Origin of the sequence: Streptomyces sp. Q6 (genome assembly GCF_036967205.1) — a bacterium.
Classification (GTDB): Bacteria; Actinomycetota; Actinomycetes; order Streptomycetales; family Streptomycetaceae; genus Streptomyces; species Streptomyces citrinus.
This window is the reverse complement of record NZ_CP146022.1, coordinates 3,376,791-3,403,390: the sequence shown is the minus strand read 5'-3', so window position 1 is coordinate 3,403,390 and position 26,600 is coordinate 3,376,791. Positions and strand designations below refer to the sequence as shown.

The window sequence follows — 26,600 nt, the reverse complement described above, 5'->3', positions numbered from 1 at the left end:
GCTGCGCCGGTACGTGCTGGACGAGGTCCGTCCCGCGCTGCTGCACGCGCACGCCGCGTGGGTCGGCCGCACCGGGCTGACCCCGGACCGGCTGGCCGACGCCGGGTACGTCCCGCTTTACCGGGAGGGGAACGGCGGCGACTGGGTCCTCGCCTCGGCGGTCCCCGCGGGGCCGGACCGCATCGCCGCGGTACGGGAGTGGGCGAAGCCCCGGATCGACCGGATGCGGCACGCGAAGCACGCGGAGCGGGGGTACCTGGGTGGCTGCGGGGGCCGGCTGACGCCCGCGGCCTCGTCGAGCCGCCCCGCACCGCCCGGCTCCGCCGAGCCCATCCCCTGGCCCCGCGCCGCACCGCCCCCGTCGTCCTCGCGGAGGCCCCCCGATGAGCAGCGCGCTCCTCCCGCACCAGTCCCCGCTGCGGCAGCGCGCCCGAGCGCCCCGCGCCGACCGGCTCGACTCCCTCACCGGGCTGCGGTTCCTCGCCGCGTTCGCCGTGTTCACGCACCACTTCACCGGCACCGGTCCCGGCGGTGGCGTCGCGCACAGCCCCGTCCTGTTCCCGTACTCGACGATGGGTGTCAACGGCGTCGGGTTCTTCTTCGTGCTGTCCGGGTTCCTGCTGGCCTGGGGGCACCGATCGGGGACGTCCGCCCGCGCCTTCTACCGGCGGCGCGCCGGCCGCATCCTGCCGCTGCACCTCGCCGCGACCGTGCCGTGCGTCTGGGTGTTCCACGTGTGGGGCGGTGTGCCGTGGGACCTGCCGAGCTTCCTCGCCTCGCTCGTGCTCGTGCAGACCTGGTTCCCGGGCGTCGTCCCGATGTTCCCGGGCAACGGCGTGTCGTGGACGCTGAGCGTCGAGGTGTTCTTCTACCTCCTGTTCCCGCTCGTCGTCCGCGGTGCCTACCGGCTGCGGACCCGTACCCTCCTCGCACTCGCGGGCGCCGGGCTCGTCGCCATGTGGGCGGTCAACTGGTGGGCCGCCGCGCACCTTTCGCCGTCGCGCTGCGAGTGGCTGATGCGACTCCCGGTCATCCGCCTGCCCGAGTTCGTCCTCGGCCTCGCCCTCGCGCTCGCGGTGGGACGCGGCCTGCGCGTCCCGCTGCGCCCCGGCGTCCTCGCCGCCGTCTTCGCCGCGTACACCGTCGTGTACGTCCACCGCGATCCGTGGCTCTCCGACGCTGCCGCCGGTCAACTCGCCTGGTCCGTGCGGCCGTTGGTCGCGCTCTTCTCCGTACTCGTGATCGTCGCGTACGTGCAGCGCGAGCGCGACGGGCGGCGCGGATGGCTCTGCGGGCCCGTGATGGTACGGCTCGGCGCCTGGTCGTACGCCTTCTATCTGCTGCACCAGACCGTGAACCGGCTCATCCTCGACCACTGGGAGCGGCCCGACCCCACGAACCTCTCCGTGTTCACCCTGCTCGGCGTCGCGAGCGTCACCGTCGCCCTGTCCTGGGCCGCCTACCGCTACGTCGAGGAACCCGCCCGGAAGTGGTGGACGCACCATCAATCCACTTAAAGTGACGGCCAGTTGACTGAGCGTGACAGGGAGGGTGATTTGCGCGTAGTGTCCCGCCCCATGGCATGGAAGAAAGCCGTCAACGGCGCACTCCGGACGCTCACCGGATACCAGCTGACCCGACCGCAGGTGCCCGCCCAGCGTGCCGCCACGACCCTGAAGCCCGCACCGCCGAAGCCCGCGCCGAAGCCGAAGGGCCTCAAGTTCCCCGCGGACTACGACGACGAGGCCAAGGAGACGATCCGCTCGGTCAAGCCGTGGACGATGACGTCGCCGGAGCGGCTCAACGCCCTCATCCTCGCGACCCGGCACGTCGTCCGGCACGACATCCCCGGGGACATCGTCGAGTGCGGCGTGTGGCGCGGCGGTTCGATGCAGGCCTGTGCCAAGACGCTGCTGAGCTGCGGTGCCACCGACCGTGACCTGTACCTCTTCGACACGTACGACGGGATGACCGAGCCCACCGCGGAGGACCTGCGGCGCGACGGCACCCCCGCCGCCGACATCCTCGCGCGCAACGACAAGGACAAGGCGATCTGGGCGTACGCCACCCTCGACGACGTCAAGTCCGGCTTCCGGCGCGTGCCTTACCCCGCCGAGCGCGTCCACTACGTGCGGGGCAAGGTCGAGGAGACCGTGCCGGGCGAGGCCCCCGACAAGATCGCGATCCTGCGTCTCGACACCGACTGGTACGCCTCCACCAAGCACGAACTCGACCACCTCTACCAGCGGTTGGTGCCCGGCGGCGTGCTGCTCATCGACGACTACGGGTACTGGCAGGGCTCCCGGCAGGCCGTCGACGAGTTCCTGGAGGAGACCGGCGAGCGGCTCCTGCTGCTCCGCATGGACGAGGGCCGCATCGCGGTCAAGCCCTGAACTGCGCCCCACCTGCGCGGATTTGATCTCCGGCTCCCGCGCCCCGAGGCGCGGGAGCCGGTTCGCGATCACCCGGATGGCGCAGGGCGGGTGACCGGGGGCGGCGGCACCGGTTGTTAACGAGTAGGTCCCTCGAAGGTCCACCGCCGGTCCCTCGCCGTTCGCCGGAAGGAATGTGCGCAGCGCATGACACCCCGCCTCACCGTCGTCGTCCCCATCTACAACGTCGAGAACTACCTCGGTGCCTGTCTGGAATCGCTGGCGGCGCAGACCGTGCCGGACATCGAGGTCGTGATGGTCGACGACGGATCCACCGACGGCAGCGGGGCCATCGCGCGCGAGTTCGCGGCGGACGACGCCCGGTTCCGGCTCGTCGAACAGGCCAACGCCGGTCTCGGCGCGGCCCGCAACGCGGGCGCCCGGCACGCCACCGGCACCCACCTCGCCTTCGTCGACAGCGACGACGTGATCCCCGAGGGCGCGTACGCGCTGATGCTGGACACCGTCGAGGCGTCCGGCTCCGACTTCGTCACCGGCAACGTCTTCCGGCTGCGCGAGGGCGGCGCGACCGAGCAGTCGCCCATGTTCCGCAAGGCGATGGCGACCACCCGCACCGCCACTCACGTCACCCGCGACTGGGACCTGCTCGCCGACCGCATCGCCTGCAACAAGGTGTTCCGGCGCGCCTTCTGGGAGGAGCACGCCTTCGCGTTCCCCGAAGGCGTGCTCTTCGAGGACATCCCCGTCGTGCTGCCCGCGCACTTCCTCGCCCGCTCCGTCGACGTCCTGTCCGACACCGTCTACCTGTGGCGCGACCGCGACGGCTCCATCTCGAACCGGCGCGCCATCCCGCGCGCCGTGCACGACCGCACCGCCTCCGTCTCCCACGTCAGCCGGTTCCTCGGCGAGCGCGAGGAGTGGCGGGAGGGCAAGCGGCGCTACGACGCGTCCGTCGTCTCCGGCGACCTGTGGATGTTCATGGAGGCGCTGCCCGACGGGGACAGCGCCTACCACGAGGCGTTCCTCGACCACGCCAACTCCTTCGCGGACACGGTGGACCCGGCCGTCCTCGCCGAGCTGCCGCTCGGCCTGCGCGTGCGCTGGCGGCTGATCCGCGAGCGCCGGACGGCGGAACTCCTCGCGTTCATGGCGCACGAGAAGGCCAACCCGGGGCCTTCCGCGTCCGCCGCGGCCTGCGCGGGCGCCGCGCCGACTTCCCGGTGCTCGACCGGCGGCTGCCGCGCGGCGTCGTCGGGCTCGGCACGGCGGACATCCCGCTCGACGCCCGCATCACGCAGGCCGCCTGGGACGAGGACGGCAGGCTCCGGCTCAAGGGCTTCGCCTACGTCCGCAATCTGCCCGCGGGCCGGATCGCCGCCCGCGCCCGGATCGCCTGGCTGCGCGCGGGCAAGCGGCGCGCGGTGCCGCTGCGGCTGCGCACCGTGCGCTCCCGCGAGGCCACGCTCGCCTCGCGGCAGGGCCTGCACAGCTACGACCGGGCCGGGTTCGAGGTCGTCGTCGACCCGGCGAAGCTGGTGACCACGCGGGCCGGCGCCACCTGGAACCTGGAGCTCGGCGCGTACGCCGGAGGGCTGCTGCCGCGCACCGGGCCCGTGCGGATGAGCGGCCCCTGTCCGGTGCCGGTCCGCCACCTCGACGACTTCCTGCGCCTCGTGCCCACCCTCAGCGACGGACGGTTCCGGCTGCGCGTGGAGCGACTCAAGGCCCGCCTCGTCGCGCACACGCGCGACGGCGAACACCTCTGTATCGAGGGCGAGTTGGCGCCCGACGGGCCCGGTGCCCCGATCGCCCTGCGCGTCGAGAACTGGCGCACCAAGGAGGCCCACGACCTCCCCGTCACCCTGGGCGGCCGCACTTTCGGCGCGCGCGTCCCGCTGGCCCTCTTCGGCGCCGCCCAGGGCGCCGCCGACCCGTGGGGCGTCGGCCTCGTCCGCGAGGGCGGGGCGTGGAGCCCGCTGCCGGTGCGGCCCGACATCGCGCCCGGCCGGCACGCCCTGGGCGGCGGCCGCGAGCTGATGGTGCTCGCCAACCCGTCCGGCAACACCGAACTGCGCGACCAGACCGTACGGCCCGTCGTCGACACCGTCCGCTGGGAGGAGTGCGCGGCCGACAGCGCGTGCCGGGTGTGCACGGACGGCGACGACACCGGGCACCTGCTGCTCGCGGGCAGCTACCCGGGCGCCGGGCGCCGCGAGCTGGTCCTCGTGCACAGCGGCCACGACGAGGAGGCCGTGCTGCCCCTGACGCTCGCCGACGGCCGCTTCGAGGCGCTCGTGCGGCCGCACGCCGTCGCGGGCCCCGCGGGCACCCTGCCGCTGGCCGAGGGCAACTGGTACCTGTTCCTGCGTGAGCCCGGCGAGAGCGACCCCGAGCGCCGCGTCCCGCTCCTCGTCGCCCCCGCGCGCCACGCCGACCTGCCGCTCGTACGGAACCTGCGCGGCCGCGACCTCACCGTGCAGCGCCGCCACCACGACCAGCTCCTGATCACCTCGGGCTCCGCGCTGCCGGAGCGGGACCAGGGCCGCGGCGCCCAGGCGGCGCTGCGCGCCCGCTACGCCGAGCAGCGCACGCTGCCGCGCCGCGACGCCGTCCTCTACGCGAGCTTCGACGGCCGCCAGTACTCCGACTCGCCGCGCGCCGTGCACCAGGAACTCCTCGCCAGGAACATCGAGTGGGAGCACCTGTGGGTGGTGCGCGACCAGCAGGTCGACGTGCCGCCCGGCGTCACCACCGTGGCCCTGTGGAGCGCCGAGTGGCACGAGGCGCTGGCCCGCTGCCGGGCCGTCGTCACCAACACGCACCTGCCCGAGTGGTTCGAGCGCGCCGAAGGCCAGTACGTCGTCCAGACCTGGCACGGCACCCCGCTCAAGCGCATCGGCCGCGACCTGGCCGGCAGCGCGTCCGCCGACCGGAAGTACATCGCCACGCTGCCCGCCCGCGCCGACCAGTGGTCGCTGCTCGTCTCCCCGAACAGCTTCGCCACCCCGGTCCTGCGCGGCGCCTTCGGCTACGAGGGCGACGTCCTCGCCTCCGGCTATCCGCGCAACGACGTGCTGCACGCCGCCGACCGGGACAAGGTCGCCGCGTCCGTGCGCGAGCGGCTCGCCATCCCCGACGGCCGCCGGGTCATCCTCTACGCCCCCACCTGGCGCGAGAACCAGCCCCGCAGGTCGGGGCGGTACGGCCTCGACCTCCAGCTCGACCTCGCGGCGGTCCGCGCCGCCCTCGGCGACGACCACGTCCTGCTCGTACGCCGCCACTACCTCGTCGGCGGCGCGGTGCCCGACTCCGACTTCGTGCGCGACGTCTCCCGCTACCCGGACGCGGCCGAACTCCTGCTGATCGCCGACGTGTTGGTGACCGACTACTCCTCGATGATGTTCGACTACGCCCAGACGGGCCGGCCGATGCTCTTCCACACCTACGACCTCGACCACTACCGCGACACCCTGCGCGGCTTCTACTTCGACTTCACCGCCCAGGCCCCCGGCCCGCTCCTGCGCACCAGCGACGAGGTGATCGCGGCGCTGCTCGACCCGGACGCCGCCGTCGCCGGGCACCGCGACTCCTACGAGCGGTTCCGCGAGGCGTTCTGCGACCTCGACGACGGCACCGCCGCCGCGCAGGTCGCCGACGCGATGCTCGCCCACGTCGGGGACGGGGGCCGTCGATGAGCACCGCCACCACAGGGATCGCCGAACTCTTCGATGTCAGCGTGGTCGTCGACTGCCCCGCGGGCACCGACCCGAAGCTGCTCAGGGCCACCGTCGCCTCGATCCTCGACCAGACCCTCGCCGGCGCGGAGGCCGCTCTCACCGGCGAGGGCACCGGAGCGACCGGCGCCGCACTCGCCGCCGACCACCCCCACCGGGTCCGCGTCGGCGCCCCCGCGGCACCTACGTCCTGCCGCTCGCGCCCGGCGAACTCCTCGAACGCAACGCCTGCCGCAACCTCTTCGCGGCCGCCCGCCGCACCGACGCCGACCTCGTCGCGGGCCGCTGGACCCGGCTGACCGGCGCCGGGACCGGGGAGGCCCCCGCGTGGCAGAGCGAGCTGTACGCGCGGACGCGGACGCTCACCGACGCCGCCGAGGCCCCCGACCTGCTGGCGCGGGACGCGCTGAGCGCCGGGTACTGCGTCCGCCGGAGCTGGGCCGACGGCGTCCGCGGCAGCGCACCCGAGCACCTCGCCCTCGCCGCCCGCCGCATCACCCTCGTCCCCAACCTGATCACCACGCACCGCGCCGCCGCCGACCCGCTGCGCGACCTGCCCGCCGCCGTCGCCGCGCAGCGCCGCGCCCTCGCGCTCCTGACCGACCCCGGCCTGCGGGCCCGGCGCGGGTCCGCGTTCCTCACCGACCACGTGCTGCCGTGCGCCCGCGCCTTCCTCGGCCTCGCCCGTGACCGGCGCGCACAACTGGCGGCCGAGTACGCCGAGTTGCTCGCGGACGTGGTGGCGCCGGACGCCCTGGACGAGCTGCCCCGGGCCGAGCGCGCCGCCGTCGCCCTCCTCCTGGCCGGCGACGCCGACGGCGTGCACACCGCCGCGTACGCCCTGGAGCGGCCCGGCACCGTCGTCTCGCCCCGCGAACCCGGACACGAGCGCCGCCCGCTGACCGGCCTGCGCCTCCTCAACCGGGTCACCCGGTGCGCCCGCGAGAAGGGGCGCCTCGTCGTCGAGGGCGCCGTCGTCGTGCCCGCCGGCCTGATCGACGGCGACCGCGCCGCGGTCCTCACCGCGCACCTCGCCCTCCAGGTGCGCGACGCGGGCGAGCGGACGGTGACCGTGCCCGTCGACGACGTCCGCCTCACCGGCGAGACGATCACCTGGCGCACCGTCGTCCCGCTCACCCGGGTGCTGCGCCCGCGCGGCATCGGCGACCGTGTCTGGAACCCCCGCCTGCTGCTCGCCGTCGACGGCGAACGGCTGCCCCCGCTCGACCTGTTCGCCGAGAAGGACACCGTCCCCGCGCAGGGCACCGCGCTCCCGGCCCGTCCCCGCCTGAGCCGCCTCACGGCCGACACCTGGCAGCCGTACGTCGACGCGCGGCACCACCTCGCGCTCCGCCTGCTGCCGCGCCGCCGCCCGGCCCGCACGGCCGCCGCCCTCGCCCGGTACGCCCTGAACGTCCGCCCGGCCCGCACGGCCGAGCGCCTCGGGAGGAAGCTCCGCACGGCGTACAGGGCCCTGCACACGCGGCGGTTCAAGACCCGCGTCTACCGCCGCGTCCTGTGCCGCCTCCCCGTCAGCCGCGGCACCGTCGTCTTCGAGAGCCACATGGGCACGTGCTACGGCGACAGCCCCCGCGCGATCCACGAGGAGCTCGTCGCCCGGCGGCGCGGGGCGCGCGTCTTCTGGTCGTACGCGCAGGACCCGACGGGATTCCCGAAGGGCGCCACGCTGGTGCGCCGCTGGTCGTGGCGGTATCTGTGGGCCCTCGGCCGCGCCGAGTGGTGGGTCGACAACCAGGGCTTCCCGCACGCCCTGGACAAGCCGAAGCACACCACGTACCTCCAGACCTGGCACGGCTCCGCGTACAAGCGGATGGGGTACGACGAGATCCGGCACAAGACGCAGAACGCTCCGCAGCGTGAGCGACTCGCCCGCGCGGTCGGCCGGTTCGACCGCTTCCTCGTCCGCTCCGAGCACGACGTGACGACGCTCGCGCGCGCCTACCGCATCCCCGAGGAACGGCTGATGCGCGTCGGCTACCCGCGCAACGACCGCCTCGTCGAGGCCCGCCGCCGCGACGAGCGCCAGGGCCGCTTCCCGCGCCCCGCCCTCGCGGCCGCGCTCGGCATCCCCGACCACAAGGCGATCGTCCTGTACGCGCCCACGTTCCGCGGCACGCCCACGAGCAAGAAGGCCCGACTCCTGCTGGATGTCGCCGAGTTCGCCGAGCGGTTCGGTGACACGCACGTCCTGCTCGTGCGCGCCCACTACATGGAGGCCGCGACCCTCCCGGTCACCCCGGCGGGCACCGTCGTCGACGTCTCGGCCCACCACGACGTCAGTGAACTCCTCACCCTCGCCGACGTGTTGATCACCGACTACTCGTCGATCATGTTCGACTACGCGCTCCTCGACCGGCCGATCGTGCACTTCGCCCCCGACCTCGACACGTACACGGCCGAACGCGGCAGCTACTTCGACCTGCGCGCCCGCGCCGCGGGCCCCGTCGTCGACACCCAGGACGAGCTGCACCGGGCCCTCGTCCGGCTCAAGGAGACGGACGCGGACTGGCAGGAGGCGCGGCGGGCGTTCGCCGCCGAGTTCGGGGCGTACGACGACGGGGGCGCGGCCCGCGCCGTCGTCGACGCCCTCTTCACCCGAAAGGCAGGCTCATGACCGCGGCCCGCGACCTCTTCCTCGTCGCCAACACCACCGACGAACTCGGCGGCGTCACCGCCTGGACCCATCAGATGGCCCGCTTGTTCCGGTCGGCGGGGCACCGGGTGCACGTCATCGGCGTCCACGAGTCCGACCTGAAGATGGCGGTGCCCGAGGCGCCCGACTACCCCGTCACCGCCCTCTACGCGACGCATCCGCCGACCCCGCGCCCGCTGCGCGGCGTCCGCCGGTTCAGCGTGCCCGCCCGCCGCCGCGAGTCCCGCCGGATCGCCGCGAAGAAGCAGGCCGTCGCCAGGCTCGACGCCCTCCTCGGCCCGGCCCCGGCCGGCTCCGTGGTCGTCGTCACGCAGGTGTGGCCGATGGAGTGGCTGCGCGAGATCGACACCTCGCACCTGAAGGTCATCGGCATGAGCCACGAGTCGTTCGCGTACTCCCGCGCCTGCCACCGCTACCACTGGGTCAAGCGGCACTACCCGCACGTGGACCGCTGGCTGGCGCTGACCCGGGAGGACGCCGACCTCTGGACCGCCGAGGGCCTGGACAACGTGGACGTCATGCCCAACGCCCTCGCCCACCTCCCCGCGATCCCGTCACCGCGCACCGACAAGGTCGTCGCCTCCATCGGCCGCCTCGCCGACCAGAAGGGCGTCGACATGCTCCTCGACACCTGGGCGAAGGTCGCGCCGCTCCGCGCCGACTGGCAGCTGCACGTCTACGGGGCGGGCGCCGACGAGCCACAACTGCGCAGCCAGTGCGCGGAGTTGGGGCTCGACGGGTCGGTGAAGTGGCAGGGCCGCACGGACGACGTGCCCGCCGCCCTCGCCGCCTCCTCCGTGTTCGTGCAGTCCTCCCGCGGCGAGGGCTTCCCGCTCGCCCTCATGGAGGCGATGGCCAGCGCCGTCCCGTGCGCCGCGTTCGACTGCGCCCCCGGCGTCCGGGAGATCGTCCGCGACGGCGAGGACGGCCTGCTCGCCCCGGTCGGCGACATCGACGCCCTCGCCGACCGCCTGCTCCGCCTCACCGGCAACCCGCGCATGCGCGACGCCATGGGGGAGCGGGCCCGGGTGAACGTCCAGCGCTTCTCCGAGGAGCGGGTCCTGGAGATGTGGGAGGACCTGTTCGCCCTGCTGGAGCGGTAGCGCGGGCCCGGCGGCGCACCGCGGGGTGCGCCGCCGGCCGGTCAGCTCCCCGTGGGGCGCGCGAGGTGCGACGGGGCCGCGCTCTGGTGGGGAGGGCGGCCCCGCCCCCGGCCGGCGCGGACACCTGCTCGCCGAGCACGACACGGCGCACGACACGCTCGGCGGCGCGCCCGTCGTCGTACGAGCAGAAGCGCTCACGGAACGCGGCCCGCAGCTGCGCGGAGCGGGAGCCGCGCCAGTGGCCGGTGGCGAAGATGTCGATCAGCTCGTCCTCGGAGCGGGCGACGGCGCCGGGCGGGAAGGAACGCAGGTCGAAGTACGTGCCGCGGGCCGCCTCGTACGCCTCCCAGTCGTCGGCGTGGACGACGATCGGACGGTCCAGGCACGCGTAGTCGAACATCAGCGACGAGTAGTCCGTGAGCAGCGCGTCCGCGGCCAGGCAGAGCGTCTCCACGCTCGGGTGGTCCGACACGTCGATGAGGCGGCCGCCCGCCGCGTCGGCCAGCGGCGCCTCGTACGCGTGGTGGGCGCGGGTCAGGATCACGAAGCGCGGGCCGAGCGTGCGCAGCATCCGCTCCAGGTCGAGCGTGCGGCGCTGCGTGACGCGGTAGTCGCGGTGCGTCGGCGCGTACAGGATCGCGGTCGTGCCCTCGGGGATGCCGAGCGTCCCGCGGATGCGCGCGACCTCCTGCGCACTCGCCCTGACCAGCCGGTCGTTGCGCGGGTAGCCGTACTCCAGCGTCGTGTACGAGGACGGGAAGACCCGCTCCCAGACGAGCGTGGAGTGCCGGTTCGCGGACAGGACGTAGTCCCACTTGTCGACGTTGCGCAGCAGGGCGGCGAAGTCCGTGCCGCGCGCCGCCGCCGGGTGGTCCTGGAGGTCGAGGCCCATCTTCTTCAGCGGGGTGCCGTGCTGCGTCTGGATGAGGATCTGGTCGGGGCGCTTGACCAGGCGGCGGTCGAAGTTGACGTTGTTGACCAGGTACTTGGAGCGGGCGAGCGCCGTCCAGTACGCAGCGGTGCCGGGGGTGAGGCGGCGGGTCGCCGTCGGGATCGTGTGGTGGTGCGCGGGGTCCGCGATCCACGACGTCCGCACGTGCGGGGCGTGTTCGCGAAAGGCCTCCTCCAGGGCGCCCGGGTTGCAGCCGTGGCCGCGCCCCCAGTACGCGGAGAACACCGCCTCGTCCTGCCGTACGGGCAGCCGCAGCTGGACGCGGTAGTGGAGCTGGAGCACGGCCGCCCTGAGGGTGCGGCGGGCCCGCGTCGCGTAGCCGCCCAGGCGCCGCTTGACGTGCAGCGCCACCCACAGCGCGCGGTACGTGCGGTGCGTACCGAGGCGGACCAAGGTGTGCCGCAGCCGGCTGCGGCCCGGCAGGCGGACGCGCGGCGTGCGGTAACGGGCGTACTGGGCACGGGACTTGCGCAGGAACTCGGCGCGGCTGCGGCGCGGCAGCCGGCCCCGCTTGGTGAAGATCGTGGACAGGTGGTCGACCATCCGGCCGAACATCAGCGGCCGCCACTCCGCGTCCAGGTCCGGGTGCTGGTCGAGGAACTCGAAGACGCGCTCGTACTGCTCGAAGACGTCGAAGTGCTTGCGGGAGGTGGTGCCCAGGATGTTGCCCTGGCGCCGCTGCCGGTAGTGGACGCAGACCCGGTCGAGTGTCGCGAGGGACTCGGCGGCCATCAGGACCGGATAGGTCCAGGGCGTGTCCTCGTAGTAGCCGGGCGGGAACGTGAAGCCCTCCCGCTCGATGAACTCGCGGCTGTACGCCTTGTTCCAGACCACCATCAGGAGCGTCAGGAGGCCGGGCCGGTCGGCGAGCGTGAAGGACGCCGGGCCCTCCTGCGTGAGCAGGTGCGCGTACTGGTTGCGGATCTCGCGGCCGTCCCAGTGGGTGCGCGCGTAGTCGTAGATCAGGACGTCGGTGGAGCCGGTCTCCTTGACGCGGTCCGCGATCGCCTGGAGCGCGCCCGGCGTGAGGGTGTCGTCGCTGTCGAGGAAGAGGATGTAGTCGCCGGTGGCGTGGCGCAGGCCCGCGTTGCGGGCGCGGCCGAGGCCGACGTTCTCGTCGAGGTGGACGGCCGTCACCCGGGCGTCGCGCGCCGCGAACTCGTCGATGATCTGCCCGCAGGCGTCCGGTGAGCAGTCGTCCACCGCGATCACCTCGACGTCCGTGAAGGACTGTTCAAGGACCGAGGCGAGGCACTCGTGCAGGTACGCCTGCACCTTGTACACGGGGACGATGACACTGAACCGGGGCAAGGTGGCACATCCATGGGTCGGCGCGGGCATACTGCCCGGGAACGCCCGACGGATGTGATCGGTTACGCCGAATGTGCCATATGGGGGACGGGTGAGGGGCGGACCGGTCCGTCCGGCCCGCCCCTCAACACCGCTCAGACGAGCGCTACTTCACGGCGCCCGCCATCACACCGGACACGAACTGCCGCTGGAACGCGAAGAACACGGCCAGCGGGATCACCATCGAGATGAACGCGCCGGGGCCGAGCACGTCGACGTTGTTGCCGAACTGCCGCACCTGGGTCTGGAGCGCGACCGTGATCGGCTGGCTGTCGGTGTCCGTGAAGATCAGCGCGACCAGCATGTCGTTCCACACCCACAGGAACTGGAAGATCCCCAGGGAGGCGATCGCGGGCGCGCCGAGCGGCATCACGACCCGTACGAACAGGCGCAGTTCACCCGCGCCGTCCAGCCGGGCCGCCTCCAGGAGCTCGCGGGGGATCTCCGCGAAGAAGTTCCGCAGCAGGAACACCGCGAACGGCAGCCCGAAGCCGACGTGGAAGAGGATCACGCCGATCAGCGATCCGAAGATGCCGAGGTCGCCGAAGAGCTTGGCGATCGGCACCAGGGCGAGCTGCACCGGCACCACCAGCAGGCCCACCACGACGAGGAACCACCAGTCGCGGCCCGGGAACTCCATCCACGCGAACGCGTACCCGGTCAGCGAGCCGATCACGATGACGAGCAGGGTCGCGGGCACCGTGATCAGGGCGGTGTTGACGAGGGACTGGGTGATGTCGGAGTTCTCCAGGAGGCTGCTGTAGCTCTTGAAGGTGAGCTGCGACGGCTCGCTGAGGACCTTCCACCAGCCGCTCGCCGCCATGTCCTCGGGGGAGCGCAGCGAGGAGAGCAGCAGCCCGATCGTCGGGATCAGCCACAGCGCGCCGACCAGGAGCAGGACGAACTGGAGCACACCGCCGCGGACCGAGTCACCGATCCGGCGGGCGAGCGACCGCTCTCCCTTCACGCTCTCGTCCACGGTGGTCATCGCCGTACCTCCCGCCGCAGTCGCCGCATGTTGAACCACATCACCGGGATCACGAGGAGCAACAGCAGCACCGCGATGGCGCTGGCCAGCCCCTCGTTGCCCTCGTTGAACGCCGAGCTGTACAGCTGCAACGCCAGGACGTTCGCGTCGTCCTGCGACGATCCGGGCGCGATGATGAAGATCAGGTCGAAGATCTTCAGCACGTTGATCATCAGCGTCACGAGGACGACGGCGAGCACGGGTGCCAGCAGCGGCACCGTGACGCGGCGGAACACCTGCCACTCGGTGGCACCGTCGACCCGGGCCGCCTCCAGGAGTTCGCGCGGGATGGAGGCCAGACCCGCGCCGATCAGGACCATCGCGAACCCGGCCCACATCCACACGTACGCGAGCATGATCGACGTCGTCACGATGTTGAGGTAGAGGTCGAATCCGCCCAGGTGGATCGTGAAGAACTTCTTGTCGCCGAGCCAGTCGACGCCGTTGTACGCCTCCTCGAAGTTGGCCTGGGGCAGGCGCAGCCTGGCCCCGTCGGCGGCGGCGGGGAGCGTGAACGTACCGTCGTCGGCCGCGGTCGTGGAGGCGACGACCTCGCCGTCCTTCACGGCCTCGATCCGCATCCCGGGATAGCCGACCTCACTCGCGTCGACCTGGTTCTTCTTCCCCGCCCCCTTGCCGAGCGTGAAGTCCTGCCAGGTCGTGCCGGTGACCTTCCCCGACGTGGCGGGGGCCGCCTTCGCGGGCTTCGCGCCGCCCGGCATCTGGTCGGGCGCGACCCCGACGAGCGGCAGCAGGACCGGAGTTCCGGCCCGTACCGGCTCCTTGGTCAGGAACGGGCCACCGGCCTTGCCGGCGATGTCCGCGTCCGGCCGCGGATGCGCCTTGGGGAACGCGGACGACGAGACGAACGTGTCGTGCACCGAGGTGACGACCGCGTTCGCCACGCCCTTCTCCGGGTCCTGGTCGTACACGAGCCGGAAGATGATGCCCGCCGCCAGCATCGAGATCGCCATCGGCATGAAGACGACCAGCTTGAACGCCGTGCCCCAGCGGATGCGTTCGGTGAGCACGGCGAAGATCAGACCGAGGGCCGTGGCGATCGTCGGGGCGAGCACCACCCAGAAAATGTTGTTGTTGATCGCCGCTTTGGTGTCGTCGCGCGTGAACAGCGTCTCGTAGTTGTCGAACCCGATGAACGAACTGCCCGACGCGTTGAAGAAGCTGCGCACCAACGAGTACCCGATCGGGTACATGACCAGCGCGCCGAGCAGGACGAGCGCGGGCAGCAGGAACAGGAACGCGACGGACTTGCGGGTGCCGGTCACGCTCTTGAAGCGGGTGGGGCGGTCGGGGGACGTGGGGGCGTCGGCCCCGGACGCACCCGCCAGGCCGCCTGCCGGAGCAGGCGACTTGGCGGTGCGGTCCGGGCCGTCGCCGTCGGCGGCCGGGGTCATCGCCGCGTCAGTCCTTGTACGCCTTGGCCGCTTCGGCCTCCAGCGTGCGCTGGGTGCCCGCGATGTCCTTCGGGTTCATCAGGAAGTCCTGGAGCGCCTTCCACTCGCCCTTGCCGGGCGTGCCGCCGAACGCCTGCGGTGTCTGGTCCGACATGTCGAAGCGGAAGTCGTCGCCCGCGTCGATGACCGCCTTGGCGATCGTGCGCTGCACCTCGTTCGGATACGCCGACAGGTCCACGTTCTTGTTCGGCGAGAGGTAGCCGCCCAGCTTGGCCTGGATCGTCGCCGCCTCCGGCGAGGCCAGCCAGGTCACCAGCGCCTGCGACGCCTTGGAGTCCTTCAGGATGACCGCCGCGTCACCGCCGCTGACCACCGGCGGCTCCCCGGACCCGACCGCCGGGAACGGGAACACCTTCGCGTCCGTCCCGATCTTCGCCTTGGTCTGCTGGATGTTGACCTGCGCGAAGTCGCCCTCGTAGACCATGGCGCCCTTCGGCTGGTCGCCGCCGGTGAAGGTCTGCTCGACCGACTTGGTGAACTCGGTGCCCGCGGCGCCCTTGTTGCCGCCCGCCAGGAAGTCGCTCTTGCCCCACAGTTGCGCGAGCGTGGTCAGCGCGTCCTTCACGGACGGGTCGGTCCACTTGATCTCGTGCTTGGCCAGCTGGTCGTACTTCTCGGGGCCCGCCTGCGAGAGGTAGATGTTCTCGAACCAGTCGGTCAGCGGCCAGCCGTCGGCGCCGCCCACGGACACCGGCGTCACACCGGAGTCGTAGATCGCCTGGGCGGTCGCCATGAAGTCCTTCCAGGTCTTCGGCTCCTTGGCCGCCGCGTTCTCGAAGACCTTGGTGTTGTACCAGACCAGGGACTTGTTGGCGGCCTTGTAGTACGCCGCGTACTGCGTCCCGTCGACCTTCCCGAGGTCCTGCCAGCCCTTGCTGTAGTTGTCGGTCAGCTGGGCCTGGGCGTCCTTGCCGAGCGGCTTGGCCCACTTCTTGGCGACGGCCTGCTTGATGGCGCCGGGCTGCGGCAGCATCGCGACGTCCGGCGGGGCGCCACCCGCCACCTTCGACCCCAGGAAGTTGATGATCGGGTCCTGGGCCGGTACGAACGTGACCTTGGCGCCCGTCCGCTTCTCGAACTCCGCGAGGACCTGCTTGAAGTTCTTCTGCTCGTCACCGGTCCACACGGCGGCGATCTCCAACGACTCGCCGTCCAGCTTCGGCAGTTGGAGCGAGGATCCCGACGTCTTCTCGCCGCCTCCACTCGGCTTCTTGCCGTCGTCGTCCCCGCAGGAGGTGAGCGCGAGGGCTAACGACCCCGCCGTGACGACTATGACGGCCTTGCGAAGTGTGCGTGTCCGTAGGGTGCGTGTCCGAAGAGTGCGTGTCCGAAGAGTGCTGCGCATCACTGCCCCGTTCTCGTCCTGAACGTTGAACGTATGTACTGAGCGCTGTCCCGTGCGCTCTGGTCTACGCCCGGCCAGGGAGAACCGGCAAGAGTGCCCGTAGTGTCAAGACGGTGATCGTGACGGGGTCGTGATGGGGACCCCCTGCCCCACAGCCTCGGGCAACGGCCCAGCCCCCGCCGTCTTGGGCAATCTGCCGCCAAGGGCGGCAGGGTGGGCAAGGCGGCCCCCAGCGCGGGGCGAGCGCTCCGAAAGGGCCGGCACCCCGACCCCGCCCCGGCCACAGCAGCCCCGCTCACCGACGACAGCCCCGCCCACACCCAGCAGCGACGGCACCGCAGCGACGGCACCGCAGCGACCGCACCGCAGCCACGGCCCCTACAACAGCGACGGCACCTCACGCGCCGCCACAGACCGAGCGGCCCGCTCCAACGCACTCGCCAGCAACGCCAGATCCGTCGGCCCGTTCCCCAGCTCCCGCACCGGCCGCCGATCCGGCGGATCACCCATCCGCGCCCAGTCCAGCGCCACCACGGTCGGCCGCTGCGTCGCCGTCCGCGGAATGCGCCCGGTCACCCGACCCGCCTGCAACCCGACCTCGCGGCCGTCGCCCCCGAAGACCCGCCCACGCCCCGGAGCGGCCTCCTCCGCCCCGGCGGAGCCCACCGCGTCGAGCACGACGTACGGCCGGGCCGTCCACCCCGGCGCCCCGCCGGAGGCGAACGCCGCGACGAGATGCACCCCGAGCCGCTCCCCGTCCCGCGCCACGGCTTCGAGCGCCCGCACGACCGACCCGGCGGCGGGCCGCCCCGGCGAGCCGAGCGGCGGCGCGAGCAGCGCGTCCAGATCGTCCACGACGACCACCAGACGCGGCAGCGGCGGCGCGGTCTCCGTCTTCTCCCGGGCCGCGCCCGGACGCAGCCGGATCGTCGAACTCGGCGGCGCCTCCAGGTCGGCGGCTCCGGCACCGCCCGCCGCGGGCGCCGAGCGCTGGGCGACCATCCGCCCCGACACGGCGCGCTGGGTGTGCCACTCCGTGAAGTGCGTACGCCCTATGAGCTCGGCCCGCCGCTTCAGCTCGGTGCTCAGGGACTGCGCGAACTCCCGCATCCGCACGGGGTCGCTGGCCGCGAGGTGCGTCGTCACGTGCGGCAGATCGGTGCACACCCGCAGTCCGTCGGCGCGCTCGCTGCCGCCGCCCGCCCCGCCCTGCCCGTCGACGAGGACGAGCCCGAGCCGGTCGGGCCGCTCGGCGGCGGCGAGGAGGCGGCGATGGAGCGCAGCAGCTCCGTACGGCCACTGCCCGCGGGCCCCTCGATCAACAGGTGCGGCCCCTCGGCGGCCAGATCGACGCCGACCGGTCCACGCGGCCCGGCACCGAGCACGGCCCACACCCGGCCGCCCAGCGACTCCGGATCATCGGCGGCCGCGGCCCAACGGGCCATCAGGGACGCGGGAGTGGCCCGCGCGAGCCCCAACTCGTCGAGCAGGCGCGCGACATGAGGCAGCGGCGCCGTCACGCGCGCCCCGGTCCTGCCGCCCGGCCCCGCCACCGTGTCCGTCCGCAGCGGGGCGAGCGCCCGCGCGAACCGCTCGGCCCAGGCCGGCGACACGGCGTCCACGGTGGCGACCGTGCCGTGCCCGGCGAGCTGACCGCGCGCGGCCCGGTGCAGCCGCAGCGCCGTCGCCACGTCCCCGCTGAGCAGGGCCACGGCGCCGCACGCGCGGAACGCGGGACTCTGCGCGCACGCCTCCTCGTAGGTCTGCTCGACCGGCGACGCGGGCGAGGTGGCCGGGGTCTCGGCCAGGCACATCACATGGATCCCGGCCGCGGCGCCCTCGGCGGCGAGCCGCACGGTCGCCTCGCGCAGCGCGGCGGAACCGGGGTCGCCGTCCACGACGACGACCGTCGCGGTCTCCGCGTCCCCGGGCCGGTGCCCCGCGATGTGGTCGTCGAGCCGCCGCAGCAGCTCGCCGGTGCGCGCGGCCGCCTGCTCACGGTCGTAGGCGAGCAGGAGACGGCAGTCCTGGCCGTGGGCCGGGCGCACATGGGGCAGCCAGCCGAGCCAGGACCACTCGGCGACCCGCTCTGCCACGGTCCGCGCCCGGTCGGTGCTGATGAGGACGAGCTCCAGGCGGTCCGGCGCGTGCAGCCCGGCGAGCTGGGCGACGGCGCAGCGGGCCAGGCCGGTCAGGCGCGCCCGGGGCCCCGCGAGGCCCAGCGATCCTGCCTCGGCGAGGCCCACGGTCACCGGGACCGCGGGCAGCAGCCCCGCCCCGTCCGGCGTGGCCCGGTCGACGGTGCCGAGCCGCACGGCCAGCGTCTCCGGATGTCCGGGGCCGCGCTCCCACAGGCGCGGGCCGGGGCCGAGCGCGGTGAGCAGCAGGGCGGCGGCGTCCGGCCAGGTCTCGGCGGCGGCCGGGGGCCGGGGGCGGGCTCGTCCTCGTACGCGGGTGAGGCGGCCGGGGTGCGCAGGGCGTACGGCTCGTGGATCTCGTGCTGCTGGTCCTGCTCCTCGCGGCCGCCGCGGCGCAGCAGCCGGCCGAGGCCGCCGCGCTTACGAGGGCGCGCGGCAGCGCGGTGCCGCGCGGCGGCGTGCCCATGCGCGTGCTCTCCACGTCGGGCGCCCCGCCCTGCTCCGGCACGACCGGTTCGGTGCCCACGGACTCGGCGGGACCGGCCGCGCGCTCGCCCGCGGCGCCCCAGGACGCGTCCCCGTAGGCGTGCCGCGTCTCGTCGTCGGTGGTGAGAGCGGGGACGGGGGCGGTGGTGGGGTCGGCTCCGGCGCCGGGGCGGGCCGCTGTCCGGCGAACTCCACGCGTACGTGTCCCTCGCCGTCCGGCGCCGTGCCCAGGGGCGCGGTGCGGGTCGCGTCGCCCGCGCCCGCGACGCGCAGCGCCGATTCACCGAGGCGCAGCAGGGCGCCGGGGAGAGGCGGACGGGGCGGGCGCCGAGCGGGCGGCCGTCCACCGTCGTGCCGTTCGTCGAGCCCAGGTCCGCGACCGTGACCCGGCCGTCGGCGGCCAGCGTCACCGCGCAGTGCAGTCGCGACACGTCCGGGTCGTCCAGGGGCACGTCCGCGTCGGCGGAGCGGCCGATCCGGATCTGCCCGCCGTGCAGCAGGTGCACCCCGCCCGCGTCGGGCCCCGCCACGACATGGAGCTGCGCCGCCGCGCCGTCCGGCTCGGGGCCGGGGTCCGTGGGGCCGCCCAGCGAGAGCACCGCGCCGTCGGTCAGTGGCGGCTCGCCGAGCAGGCAGCGCTGTGCGTCGAGGCGCTCTGCGCCCGCGTACAGGACGGAGGAGGGAGCGTCGCCGCCCGCGACGGTCGCGGCCAGGCCGGAGGCGACCGCGGCCAGCGCGGTACCTGCCGGGGCGGTGACCAGGACGTCCGCGCCGTGCGCGGAGGTGTCGGGGCGCGTGCCCAGGGGGTCTACGACGGTAAGGCGGATCTGCATCGCCGTCTGTGGTCCCTTCCGCGCGGGCGCCCGGGACGGGACAGCCCGCGGTCCCCCACCGCAGATTCCCCCACCACTACGGGCACGTCAGCCAGTGCTGGGGGCATCCTCGCACCTGCCACTGACAACACGCCCACCACCCACTCGTAAGTGATCTTGATTGGTCGGCTCTGCCCGCAAAAGTGCCTGCTCGGTGCCCGCTTGAGATCGGTCACGTCGTCCCGCGGCAACCAACCGCCCCGGCCGCGCGTCTTTCCGTCGAACACGGGTAGGGCGGGCCGGGAGCCCGGCGAAGATCGACAGCCTGTACGGGGAGGTCCGCCACTAGAGTGGGTCGGAACACCTGGAGACGGTCCGGACCGAACAGGCCCGGCACCCGCACCAGGTCCAGCAGATTCAGCAGGTCCGACAGGTCCAGCAGTAAGTCCATCAGCAGTAGGCAAGCAGGGAGCGCATGACGTGCGGCCGGTAGGCAGCAAGTACCTGCTCGAGGAGCCGCTCGGACGCGGCGCCACGGGCACCGTCTGGCGAGCCCGCCAGCGCGAGACCGCGGGCGCCGAGGCGGCCGTCGCCGGTCAGCCCGGTGAGACCGTCGCCATCAAGGTCCTCAAGGAGGAGCTGGCGAACGACGCGGACGTGGTGATGCGCTTCCTGCGCGAGCGCTCCGTCCTGCTCCGCCTCACGCACCCGAACATCGTGCGGACCCGTGACCTGGTCGTGGAGGGCGAGCTCCTCGCCCTCGTCATGGACCTGATCGACGGCCCCGACCTGCACCGCTACCTGCGCGAGAACGGCCCGTTCTCGCCGGTCGCGGCCTCGCTCCTGACGGCGCAGATCGCCGACGCGCTCGCCGCCAGCCACGCCGACGGCGTGGTGCACCGCGACCTGAAGCCGGCCAACGTCCTGCTGAAGCAGGACGACAGGGGCATGCACCCGATGCTCACCGACTTCGGCATCGCGCGCCTGGCCGACTCCCCGGGGCTGACCCGCACCCACGAGTTCGTCGGCACGCCCGCCTATGTGGCGCCGGAGTCCGCCGAGGGCCGCCCGCAGACCAGCGCCGTCGACGTCTACGGCGCCGGAATCCTGCTCTACGAGCTGGTCACGGGTCGCCCGCCGTTCGCCGGCGGCTCGGCCCTCGAAGTCCTCCACCAGCACCTCAGCGCCGAACCGCGCCGTCCCTCCACGGTCCCCGACCCGCTGTGGACGGTCATCGAGCGCTGCCTGCGCAAGAACCCGGACGAGCGGCCCAGCGCGGAGAACCTGGCGCGCGGGCTGCGGACCGTCGCCGAGGGCATCGGCGTGCACGCCAACAGCGCGCAGATCGCCGCCGCCGACGGCGTGGGCGCCCTGCTGATGCCGGATCCGGACCCGGCGCAGGTCCCGGGTGTCCCGGGCGCCGCCGACCCGACGCAGGTGCTGCCGAGCAACGCGGGCTCGTACGACCCGAACGCCGCGACGAGCGTCATGCAGCAGCAGGGCCACCAGGGCAACCAGGCCAACCAGTGGGGGGACGCGGATCCGACCTCCGTGCTGCCGAACCGCGGCGCCGCCGATCCGACGGCCGTCATGCCGCCGGTCCCGCAGAACCCGCCGGGCGGCAATCCGGACGACCCGCACCCCTGGCAGAACCAGCTGCGCGCGGCCCGCGACCGCAACGAGCAGACGCAGGTGCAGTACCTCGACCCGAACGAGGACCCGCTGCGCCGCCGTCCGCAGCGCCAGGTCGCGCGCCCGCAGCAGCAGCCGCGCCAGCAGCAGCCGCAGCAGTACGCGCCGCGGCAGCAGCGTCCCGCGCCGCGCCAGGCCCCGCAGCCCCAGCAGCAGCCGCAGCAGTACGCACCGCCGCAGGCGCCGCCGCCGCAGCAGCCGAGGCCGCCGCGCGAGCCGCGTCAGCGCAGCGCCAACCCGATGAAGATCCCGGGCCTGGGCTGCCTCAAGGGCTGCCTGTTCATGATCGTGATCCTCTTCGTGGTGAGCTGGCTGGTCTGGGAGTTCACCCCGCTCCAGGACTGGATCGGCACCGGCAAGGGCTACTGGGCCCAGCTGTCCGACTGGTTCTCGACGGTCACCGACTGGATCGGGGAACTGGGCGGCAATTCCGGCAACTGAACGGCGATGTTGGAGATTTGTCGACATCCGGCGGGTGATTTCCCCCGCTGATGCGTTGGTTGGCGCCCGAGCCGCGTAGCTTGGGCGCCAACACGCGTCTGTAGGAGCAGTCTTGGCACGCAAGATCGGCAGCCGGTACACCGCACACCAGATCCTGGGTCGCGGCAGTGCGGGCACGGTGTGGCTGGGCGAGGGACCCGATGGTCCGGTCGCCATCAAATTGCTGCGCGAGGACCTCGCCTCCGACCAGGAGCTGGTCGGCCGCTTCGTCCAGGAGCGCACCGCCCTGCTGAGCCTCGACCACGCGCGCGTGGTCGGTGTGCACGACCTGGTGGTCGACGGGAACGACCTGGCCCTGGTCATGGACCTCGTACGAGGCACCGATCTGCGCACCCGGCTGGAGCGCGAGCGGCGGCTGGCCCCCGAGGCAGCCGTCGCCATCGCGGCGGACGTCGCCGACGCGCTGGCCGCCGCCCACGCGGCGGGCATCGTGCACCGCGACGTGAAGCCCGAGAACATCCTCCTGGACATGCAGGGACCGATCGGCCCCGGAGGAGCGCACCCCGCCCTCCTCACCGACTTCGGCGTCGCCAAGCTGATCGACACCCCGCGCCGCACCCGCGCGACGAAGATCATCGGCACCCCCGACTACCTCGCCCCCGAGATCATCGAGGGCCTGCCGCCCCGCGCGGCCGTCGACATCTACGCCCTGGCGACGGTCCTGTACGAGCTCCTGGCGGGCTTCACGCCCTTCGGCGGCGGCCACCCGGGAGCCATCCTGCGCCGCCACGTCACGGAGACCGTCGTCCCGCTCCCCGGCATCCCGGACGAGCTGTGGCAGCTGCTCATCCAGTGCCTGGCCAAGGCCCCGGCCTCCCGGCTGCGCGCCTCGGAGCTGGCCGCCCGGCTGCGCGAGCTGCAACCCCTCCTGGCGGGCATGGCCCCCCTGGACGTCGACGAGCCGGACACGGAGCCGCTCCCCGAGGAGCCCGAGACCACGGTCCCGGAGCCGGACGACACACCGGCCCCCCGCCGCGGCGCCGTCTCCCTGGTCCCCGGCTCCGCCTCCACCGACTCCAACCGCGACACCCATACGTCGATGAGGGTCCCGGCACCGGACGAGCTGGCCGGCGGCGCCCGCGGCACGGCCCGCGCGCCCCGCGCCAGCGGCGCCCCGCGCCCCGGCTCGGCCCGCAACCGCCACTCGGCGCGGCGCCGGCGCATCACGTTCGGCGTGGCCGGTGTCGTCCTCGCCGCCGCGGTCGGCGGTGGCATCTGGGCGGTCTCCTCCGGGGACGACCAGGCGCCGCCCCAGGACAGCAACAACTCGGCTCCGCCGACGCCGTAGCGCACGGCCCCGGGCGCCGAGGACCGGCGCCCGGCCGAGAGCACTTGCCCCAGCCGTTAGGCTGGTGTTGTGGCAGTCGTCGATGTTTCCGAAGAGCTGAAGTCCCTCTCCTCGACCATGGAGTCGATCGAGGCCGTCCTGGACCTCGACAAGCTGAGGGCAGATATCGCCGTGCTCGAGGAGCAGGCGGCCGCGCCGTCCCTCTGGGACGACCCCGAAGCGGCACAGAAGATCACCAGCAAGCTGAGTCACCTCCAGGCGGAGGTCCGCAAGGCCGAGGCCCTGCGCGGTCGCATCGACGACCTCTCCGTGCTCTTCGAGATGGCCGAGGAGGAGGACGACCCGGACACCCGCGCCGAGGCCGAGTCCGAGCTGACCTCGGTCAAGAAGGCCCTGGACGAGATGGAAGTCCGTACGCTCCTGAGCGGTGAGTACGACGCCCGCGAGGCGCTGGTCAACATTCGCGCGGAGGCCGGCGGCGTCGACGCCGCGGACTTCGCCGAGCAGCTCCAGCGCATGTACCTGCGCTGGGCCGAGCGCCACGGCTACAAGACCGAGGTCTACGAGACGTCGTACGCGGAAGAGGCCGGCATCAAGTCGACCACCTTCGCCGTCCAGGTCCCGTACGCCTACGGGACGCTCTCCGTCGAGCAGGGCACGCACCGCCTGGTGCGCATCTCCCCGTTCGACAACCAGGGCCGCCGTCAGACGTCGTTCGCGGGCGTCGAGGTGCTCCCCGTCGTCGAGCAGACCGACCACGTCGACATCGACGAGTCGGACCTGCGCGTGGACGTCTACCGGTCCTCGGGCCCCGGCGGCCAGGGCGTGAACACGACGGACTCCGCGGTCCGGCTGACCCACATCCCCACCGGCATCGTGGTCTCCTGCCAGAACGAGCGCTCCCAGATCCAGAACAAGGCCACGGCGATGAACGTGCTCCAGGCCAAGCTCCTGGAGCGCCAGCGCCAGGAGGACCGCGCCAAGATGGACGCCCTCAAGGGCGACGGCGGCAGCTCCTGGGGCAACCAGATGCGGTCGTACGTCCTGCACCCGTACCAGATGGTCAAGGACCTCCGTACGGAGTTCGAGGTCGGAAATCCGCAGGCCGTTCTCGATGGCGAGATCGACGGTTTCATCGAGGCCGGAATTCGCTGGCGCAAGCAGACGGAGAAGTAGGCGCCGCTTTATCGACAAGGCAACTGCCGCTCATAGAGCGGCAGTTGCCTTTTGTTGTGCGGGAAACGTGAAGGCGTTTCCGCCTTTTACGTCACAGTCACATGTCCGTACGACGGGCAAGTCGCGCTATTGCGGACATTGCGTGCGCAACGACCTTGACGTTGATCTGAAAACTGGGAAGGCTGGCGCGCGGCATGCGTATCAGTGGGACGTGTGTGAACGGGGGAGGGTCGAACGCGACCCCTGCTGCCCCTGATCGGACGCCGTCCCGGGCGCTGCTCCATTGACGATTGGCTACTGGGGGTAGCAGACAGATGACCAAGAAGACGCGTATCCGTGTGGCGCGTATAGCCGCCGGCGCGGTGATCGCTGCCGGTGCGTCCCTGACCGCCGCGGGTGCCGCCTCCGCCGCGGGCGTGAGTGTCGACCTGCTGGGCGGCAGCGTCGGCGTGAGCGCCGACGAGGACGGTATCTCCGCCGAACTCGGGGCCGAGGAAACCTGCGACCCGATCGGGGTCTGCAACACCAGCGGTGGCACCACGGGTGCGGCCACCGGCGGTTCCTCCTCCACGGGCGGTTCCTCCTCGACCGGCGGTTCGTCCACCACGGGTGGCTCGTCCTCGACCGGCGGTTCCTCGACGACCGGTGGATCGTCCTCCACGGGCGGTTCCTCGACGACCGGCGGTTCCTCCTCCACGGGCGGTTCGTCCTCCACGGGTGGCTCGTCCTCGACCGGTGGCTCGTCCTCGACCGGTGGTTCGTCCTCCACGGGCGGTTCCTCCTCGACCGGTGGTTCGTCCTCCACGGGCGGTTCCTCCTCCACGGGTGGCTCGTCCTCGACCGGTGGCTCGTCCTCCACGGGTGGCTCGTCCACCGGCGGCGACGACTCCACGGGCGGTTCCTCGTCCACCGGCGGTTCCTCCTCCACGGGCGGCTCCACCGGCGGTGACCACACCACCCCCGACGGCAACAACAACCCCGTCGAGCAGGGTCAGGGCAAGGACAGCCTCCAGGACACCGGCACCACGCCGGCCGAGCAGACCGCCGACCAGGGCAAGGACGGCGAGCTCGCCGAGACCGGTGCCGACGGCACCACCGTGCTGCTGATCGGTGCGGCGACGATGATCGCGGGCGGCGTCGGCTTCCGGCTCCTGCCGCGCCTCGTCGGCAACCGCGGCGCTGCCGCGTAACGCGGGCGCACACGCACACACAAGGGCCCGGAGCCGCTCGGCGGCTCCGGGCCCTTGGCGTGTCTTCGGGGGCGCCGGCTACACGGTCTGATGCGCGAGGAGCGCCACGGCCGCGACGAGCACGGCCAACAGAACTATCAGCGCGGCAGGGCTGAGGCCCGACAGCGGTCCCTCCTGCTGGAGCCGCTCGCGGTTGGCCCGGCACACCGGGCAGCGGCCCTCGCTGACGGGGGCCGCGCAGTTCGCGCACACCAGGCGGTCGTAGGTCATGCGCTTCTCCTCCTCCCGCGCGGCGGAGCCGGCCGATGGATACCCACTGGTTCTCTCCGCTCAACGCTCCGGGAAACGCAACCGTTCCCCCTACCACTGTGCCAGCTTCCCGGATTTTCGGCGCGGCCCGCCCCCAGGACGGTCGCTGACCAGGCAGGGGATGGACAAAAGCGGCACCGCGGCAGGCTCCGTACGGGGACAAAACGCGCAAGCGGGGTCGGCGCCTGCGCTCCGCATGCCGGTTCGCGTATGGTCACGCTCACCTACCCCCGGCGACCTGTGGTGCACCCGTGATCCGATTCGACAACGTCTCCAAGGTCTATCCCAAGCAGACCCGGCCCGCCCTCAGGGATGTCTCCCTGGAGGTCGAGCGCGGTGAGTTCGTCTTCCTGGTCGGTTCGTCCGGCTCCGGCAAGTCGACGTTCCTGCGCCTCATCCTGCGCGAGGAGCGGGCCAGCCACGGCCAGGTGCACGTCCTGGGCAAGGACCTCGGCCGCGTCTCCAACTGGAAGGTCCCGCAGATCCGCCGCCAGCTCGGCACGGTCTTCCAGGACTTCCGCCTGCTGCCCAACAAGACGGTCGGCGAGAACGTCGCCTTCGCGCAGGAGGTCATCGGCCGGCCGCGCGGCGAGATCCGCAAGGCCGTCCCCCAGGTGCTCGACCTCGTCGGCCTCGGTGGCAAGGAGGACCGCCGTCCGGGCGAGCTCTCCGGTGGTGAGCAGCAGCGCGTGGCCATCGCCCGCGCCTTCGTGAACCGGCCCAAGCTGCTGATCGCGGACGAGCCCACGGGCAACCTCGACCCGCAGACGTCCGTCGGCATCATGAAGCTCCTCGACCGCATCAACCGGACGGGTACCACCGTCGTGATGGCCACCCACGACCAGAACATCGTGGACCAGATGCGCAAGCGCGTCATCGAGCTGGAGCACGGCCGCCTCGTGCGCGACCAGTCGCGCGGCGTCTACGGCTACCAGCACTGAGAGAAGTACAGAGA

At 72.8% G+C, this 26,600-nt stretch carries 14 protein-coding genes and 3 pseudogenes; 11 read left to right on the top strand and 6 right to left on the bottom strand.

From position 1 onward, the window contains the following. The first annotated feature begins 383 nt into the window (after positions 1-383). From V2W30_RS15750 to V2W30_RS15725, 6 genes and pseudogenes are all read left to right on the top strand, one after another. Positions 384-1,517: an acyltransferase gene (locus tag V2W30_RS15750; protein WP_338697126.1), complete on the top strand. Its 1,134-nt coding sequence runs from the start codon at positions 384-386 to the stop codon at positions 1,515-1,517. A gap of 60 nt (positions 1,518-1,577) precedes the next feature. After that, positions 1,578-2,393 (top strand): TylF/MycF/NovP-related O-methyltransferase, encoded by an 816-nt coding sequence (locus V2W30_RS15745; protein ID WP_338697124.1) that lies wholly within the window; start codon positions 1,578-1,580, stop codon positions 2,391-2,393. 186 nt (positions 2,394-2,579) lie between these two features. Beyond that, positions 2,580-6,088 (top strand): annotated as a pseudogene (locus V2W30_RS15740) (bifunctional glycosyltransferase/CDP-glycerol:glycerophosphate glycerophosphotransferase). Then, positions 6,085-6,426: a hypothetical protein gene (locus tag V2W30_RS15735; RefSeq protein WP_338697122.1), complete on the top strand. Its 342-nt coding sequence runs from the start codon at positions 6,085-6,087 to the stop codon at positions 6,424-6,426. The pseudogene V2W30_RS15740 and the gene V2W30_RS15735 overlap by 4 nt, the downstream one beginning before the upstream one ends. Positions 6,427-6,776: 350 nt before the next feature. Continuing rightward, positions 6,777-8,762, top strand: coding sequence for a CDP-glycerol glycerophosphotransferase family protein (locus V2W30_RS15730; protein WP_338697120.1), 1,986 nt, complete (start codon positions 6,777-6,779; stop codon positions 8,760-8,762). Continuing rightward, a complete protein-coding gene (locus tag V2W30_RS15725; protein WP_338697118.1) occupies positions 8,759-9,904 on the top strand; it encodes a glycosyltransferase in 1,146 nt (381 codons plus the stop codon). Before V2W30_RS15730 ends, V2W30_RS15725 begins: the two co-directional genes overlap by 4 nt. Positions 9,905-10,024: 120 nt before the next feature. On the opposite strand, the pseudogene V2W30_RS15720 reads toward V2W30_RS15725, so the two are convergent. From V2W30_RS15720 to V2W30_RS15700, 5 genes and pseudogenes are all read right to left on the bottom strand, one after another. Beyond that, positions 10,025-12,167, bottom strand: a pseudogene (locus V2W30_RS15720) (bifunctional glycosyltransferase/CDP-glycerol:glycerophosphate glycerophosphotransferase); the annotation flags it as partial. 145 nt (positions 12,168-12,312) lie between these two features. After that, positions 12,313-13,194 (bottom strand): carbohydrate ABC transporter permease, encoded by an 882-nt coding sequence (locus tag V2W30_RS15715; RefSeq protein WP_338697116.1) that lies wholly within the window; start codon positions 13,192-13,194, stop codon positions 12,313-12,315. After that, positions 13,191-14,519, bottom strand: a complete 1,329-nt coding sequence (locus tag V2W30_RS15710; protein ID WP_338703630.1) for a sugar ABC transporter permease — start codon at positions 14,517-14,519, stop codon at positions 13,191-13,193. The genes V2W30_RS15715 and V2W30_RS15710 overlap by 4 nt, the downstream gene beginning before the upstream one ends. 136 nt (positions 14,520-14,655) lie before the next feature. Further along, entirely contained in the window at positions 14,656-16,053 is a 1,398-nt protein-coding gene (locus V2W30_RS15705; protein ID WP_338697114.1) for an ABC transporter substrate-binding protein, read from the bottom strand. Positions 16,054-16,431: 378 nt separating this feature from the next. After that, positions 16,432-19,510 (bottom strand): annotated as a pseudogene (locus V2W30_RS15700) (FHA domain-containing protein). A 459-nt stretch (positions 19,511-19,969) separates the two neighbouring features. On the opposite strand from V2W30_RS15700, the gene V2W30_RS15695 reads away from it, so the two are divergent. The 4 genes from V2W30_RS15695 (at position 19,970) to V2W30_RS15680 (ending at position 25,336) form a co-directional block, all read left to right on the top strand. Continuing rightward, complete coding sequence (locus tag V2W30_RS15695; RefSeq protein WP_338697112.1) at positions 19,970-21,622, top strand: serine/threonine-protein kinase; 1,653 nt, start codon at positions 19,970-19,972, stop codon at positions 21,620-21,622. A gap of 112 nt (positions 21,623-21,734) precedes the next feature. Next, the gene (locus tag V2W30_RS15690) at positions 21,735-22,970 is read left to right on the top strand and encodes a serine/threonine-protein kinase (RefSeq protein WP_338697110.1); all 1,236 of its coding nucleotides are present in this window, start codon (positions 21,735-21,737) and stop codon (positions 22,968-22,970) included. A 69-nt stretch (positions 22,971-23,039) separates the two neighbouring features. Further along, positions 23,040-24,146: a peptide chain release factor 2 gene (gene prfB, locus V2W30_RS15685; protein WP_338697108.1), complete on the top strand. Its 1,107-nt coding sequence runs from the start codon at positions 23,040-23,042 to the stop codon at positions 24,144-24,146. Positions 24,147-24,460: 314 nt separating this feature from the next. Next, on the top strand, positions 24,461-25,336 hold the full coding sequence (locus V2W30_RS15680) for a hypothetical protein (RefSeq protein WP_338697106.1): 876 nt from the start codon (positions 24,461-24,463) through the stop codon (positions 25,334-25,336). A gap of 78 nt (positions 25,337-25,414) precedes the next feature. Here V2W30_RS15680 and V2W30_RS15675 read toward each other — a convergent pair whose 3' ends face one another. Continuing rightward, complete coding sequence (locus tag V2W30_RS15675; RefSeq protein WP_338697103.1) at positions 25,415-25,606, bottom strand: hypothetical protein; 192 nt, start codon at positions 25,604-25,606, stop codon at positions 25,415-25,417. Positions 25,607-25,896: 290 nt separating this feature from the next. Between V2W30_RS15675 and ftsE the strand changes: the two genes are divergently transcribed. Then, complete coding sequence (ftsE, locus tag V2W30_RS15670) at positions 25,897-26,586, top strand: cell division ATP-binding protein FtsE (protein WP_338697101.1); 690 nt, start codon at positions 25,897-25,899, stop codon at positions 26,584-26,586. Positions 26,587-26,600 lie beyond the last annotated feature (14 nt).